This is a genomic window from Flavobacterium sp. YO12 (assembly GCF_004119495.1).
GTDB lineage: Bacteria > Bacteroidota > Bacteroidia > Flavobacteriales > Flavobacteriaceae > Flavobacterium.
Map to the genome: position 1 here is coordinate 1 of NZ_NRQU01000122.1, position 3783 is coordinate 3783.

Consider the following 3783-nt stretch of genomic DNA (forward strand, 5'->3'; position numbering starts at 1 on the left):
TTCAAAATAAAGAACACTGCTATTTCACTTGAAATTTTTTACATGTTATAATAGCATTTACGTAATTGGTTCACTTTTGGTTTTAAAAAAGTGAAAAAAAATTACATTTTTTTTGAAACCCCTTATTTTTCTAGGTTTAAGACTGTTAAAAAAAATAAAATTTTGACAAAAAAATAAATTATCTTTATCTCAGGTTACAGATAATATTTACTAATTTTTTGTTTAAACTTTAAAAATCCAAATCTATGAGTCAAGAAGAATTATTAGTTTTAATTTATAAGAAAGACGAAAGAGCTTTTACACATTTGTACGATATGTACGCTAAAAGTTTGTTCTCGGTCATACATGTTTTAATAAAAAACCGTGAAGAAGCAGAAGATGTCTTGCAGGAAGTCTTTGTGAAAATCTGGAAAAACATCGATTCTTACAGTGAAAGTAAAGGTCGATTTTATACGTGGATTCTTAATATTGCCAGAAATGCATCTGTAGATCAGCTTCGTTCAAAGAATTTTAACAACACACAAAAAAACCTTTCATCCGATAATTTCGTAAATCTGTTAGACGACAGTAATAAACTCCTTGACAAAATTGACACAATTGGAATTCAGGAATTTGTCAAAAAACTGAAACCAAAGTGTATTGCAATCATCGATTTATTATTTTTTAAAGGATATACCCAACAAGAAGCTTCTGAAGAATTGGCATTGCCGCTGGGAACTATCAAAACTCAAAACAGAAACTGTATTAACGACTTACGTAATTATCTAAAAATCTAATGGAAGCACAAGAATATATAGACTCAGGAATTCTAGAACTTTATGTTTATGGTTTATTAACCGAAACGGAGAATTTAGAAATAGCCGAAATGGCTAAAAAAAGCCCAGAAGTTGAACAGGAAATTATCTCGATAGAAAAAGCGATTGTTGCTTTATCTTCAAGCTTCTCTCCTTTCCACTCTGTTGCTAATTTCGAAAAAATAAAAGCACGTTTAGAGCTTAAACACGGCAAAGTAGTCGAAATGAAACCTGCTTCAAACTGGACACAATATGTGGGCTGGGCTGCTGCTGCATTGTTATTGTTAGGCTTTGGTTATCAGACTTTAGAGCTTACAAAAACAAAAGAAGCGATTACTACTGTTGGAACAGAGAAAAGTAAAATCGAGAAAGAGTATGCTTTCTTAGGTGAGCAAAATAAAGAGATCACCAAGAGTTTAACCATTGTGAGAGATATTAAAAATACGGGAGTAACACTTGGAGGTCAAGCTGTTTCGCCAACATCTTTTGCAAAAGTATATTGGAATAAAGACACTAAAACGACTTATATTGATGCCGCTGGATTACCAGAACCGCCTAAAGGAATGGTGTATCAAGTTTGGGCATTAAAACTAAGTCCGGTACTTACGCCAACGAGTATTGGTTTATTGAGTGATTTTGAAGGAAATTCACAAAAAATATTTGCTGTTGATCGTACAAATGAAGCCGAAGCTTTTGGAATTACTCTTGAGCCTGCCGGCGGAAGCTTAACTCCAACAATGACACAATTGTATACTTTAGGAAAAGTTTAAAATTTAACTTGTCATAAAACTCAAAACGCATATTACTATAATATGCGTTTTTTTATTATTTTTAAATGAAGTAAAACCAAAATTAAATTTTATGAAAGGACTAATGCTTCTTAGAATTGCTGTTGCTGTTATACTTTTAACCCATTCTGTTTTTGGGATATTTAACAACGGAATTAATGACTTTGGAAATTTGTATTTAAATCAAATTGGCTTCGCTCCTTTTGGTGTTTTTCTAGCTTGGTCAATTAAACTATCACATATTGCTGCGGCTGTATTACTACTGTTTAATAAATATGTAAAACCTGCTGGTTTTGTCACCATATTTATTTTGGTAATGGGAATTATTCTGGTTCATTTTCAAGAGGGCTGGTTTGTTGTTGGCGGTGGAAGAAATGGTGTCGAATATAATTTCTTGTTGATATTCTTTTGGCAATTATGTTTCCAAATGGTTTGCAAAAGAAAATTTAGTACTTTTTTAAAAAATTTCTCTAAGAACTATTTTTTATGATGATAGTATTTTTTTTTAAATGTTAAAAAAACGACTTCACCACGATCACCTTGTTGATTTATTTTTTATTTTTCGAACATTGTTACCTATTTTGTTTTTTTGTTCGTAAAATCGCCTTAAAATAAGTTAAGTATTATTTTTTAGTTAAAATATACGTTGAACTCGAAATATTTAGTTTTATATCGTAATATTGCAATATAGATATATAGAAATATAATTATGGGTACTACAAAATCAGATCACTTTACAGAAAGTCAGAACGAATTAGCAACTTTAACAAAAGCTTTAGGTCATCCGGCACGAATTGCTATTTTAGAATATCTTCTAAAAGTTAATACTTGCATTTGTGGTGATATTGTAAATGAATTGCCTCTTTCGCAGCCAACAGTATCACAGCATTTAAAAGAACTTAAAAATGCAGGCTTAATTAAAGGAAGTATTGAAGGCAATACAATTTGTTACTGTATAAACGAAGTTGGATTTGAAAAAGTAAAAGCATTTCTTGATGTTATTACAGCACACTTAGACAAAAGAAAAAACGAATGTTGTTAATCTAAAAAACACAAATTATTATGAAACTTTCAGAAATTAAAACAATCTTAAAAACTGTTGACACAGTAAATTTTCAATTACCTAACGGAAATTTTGTTCCTGAGCATTTTCATGTTACCGAAGTTGGTTTAATCACTAAAAACTTTATAGACTGCGGCGGAGTTGTACGTAATGAAACTGTAGTAAATTTTCAGCTGTGGGATGCGAACGATTTTGAACATAGATTAAAACCCGGAAAACTTATTCATATTATTGAACTTTCGGAAAAAGTTTTAAATATTCCAGATTTTGAAATTGAAGTAGAATATCAAGATACTACAATTGGAAAATATGATTTAGGTTTTAACGGGAAAGATTTTTTACTGCTCAATAAACAAACTGCTTGTTTAGCGCAAGATCAATGCGGAATTCCAGCAGAAAAAACGAAGTTAAGTTTTACTCAATTAAGTCCTGATAATTCAAATTCTTGTACTCCAGGAAATGGATGCTGCTAAAAAAGGATCGATATGAATATATTATTTCCAGAAATTGGAAAGCTGGTTTTATCTTTTGACTTTCGATCTATTACAGATGAACGTAAGATTGTTTTGCAGCCGTTAATTGACTTTGTTGATTTTAAAAATAAAAATAATCTTGAGATTAGATTAAACTTTATTTGTACGCACAATTCAAGAAGAAGTCATTTATCTCAGGTTTGGGCACAGACGGCGGCTTACTATTATAATATTAAGAATGTAAGTTGTTATTCTGGCGGAACTGAAGCAACGGCTGTGTTTCCTAAAATTGCTGAAACGCTTACAAATTCAGGGGTTAAGATTAAGAAATTATCTGAAGATATTAATCCAATTTATGCGATAAAGTTTGCGCAGAATGAAAATCCAATAATTGGTTTTTCTAAAAAATTCGATGATGATTTTAATCCAACTGATAGTTTTGTTGCCATAATGACTTGTTCGCAGGCAGACGGAGATTGTCCGTATGTAGCGGGAGCCGAAAAACGTTTTCCTATTACTTTTGAAGACCCTAAAATTTTTGACAATACATTACAGCAGGATGAAAAGTATATGGAAAGAAGTCTTCAAATCGCAACTGAAATGTTTTATGTTTTTTCTCAAATAAAAACATAGATTCTACTGTTATTTTATGTCAAAAAAAAAGT

6 protein-coding genes are annotated in these 3783 nt (G+C 30.9%); all 6 read left to right on the forward strand.

What is annotated here, in order from left to right:
* The first annotated feature begins 245 nt into the window (after positions 1-245).
* A complete protein-coding gene (locus tag BOW55_RS20510) occupies positions 246-776 on the forward strand; it encodes an RNA polymerase sigma factor (protein WP_089055725.1) in 531 nt (176 codons plus the stop codon).
* Complete coding sequence (locus BOW55_RS20515; RefSeq protein ID WP_089055726.1) at positions 776-1564, forward strand: anti-sigma factor domain-containing protein; 789 nt, start codon at positions 776-778, stop codon at positions 1562-1564. Before BOW55_RS20510 ends, BOW55_RS20515 begins: the two co-directional genes overlap by 1 nt.
* 91 nt (positions 1565-1655) lie before the next feature.
* A complete protein-coding gene (locus BOW55_RS20520) occupies positions 1656-2072 on the forward strand; it encodes a DoxX family protein (protein WP_164975085.1) in 417 nt (138 codons plus the stop codon).
* A gap of 219 nt (positions 2073-2291) precedes the next feature.
* The gene (locus BOW55_RS20525; protein ID WP_129026312.1) at positions 2292-2624 is read left to right on the forward strand and encodes a helix-turn-helix transcriptional regulator; all 333 of its coding nucleotides are present in this window, start codon (positions 2292-2294) and stop codon (positions 2622-2624) included.
* 20 nt (positions 2625-2644) lie between these two features.
* On the forward strand, positions 2645-3118 hold the full coding sequence (locus BOW55_RS20530; protein WP_129026314.1) for a DUF6428 family protein: 474 nt from the start codon (positions 2645-2647) through the stop codon (positions 3116-3118).
* A 12-nt stretch (positions 3119-3130) separates the two neighbouring features.
* Complete coding sequence (locus tag BOW55_RS20535; RefSeq protein WP_206733639.1) at positions 3131-3751, forward strand: low molecular weight phosphatase family protein; 621 nt, start codon at positions 3131-3133, stop codon at positions 3749-3751.
* The last annotated feature ends 32 nt before the right edge of the window (positions 3752-3783 follow it).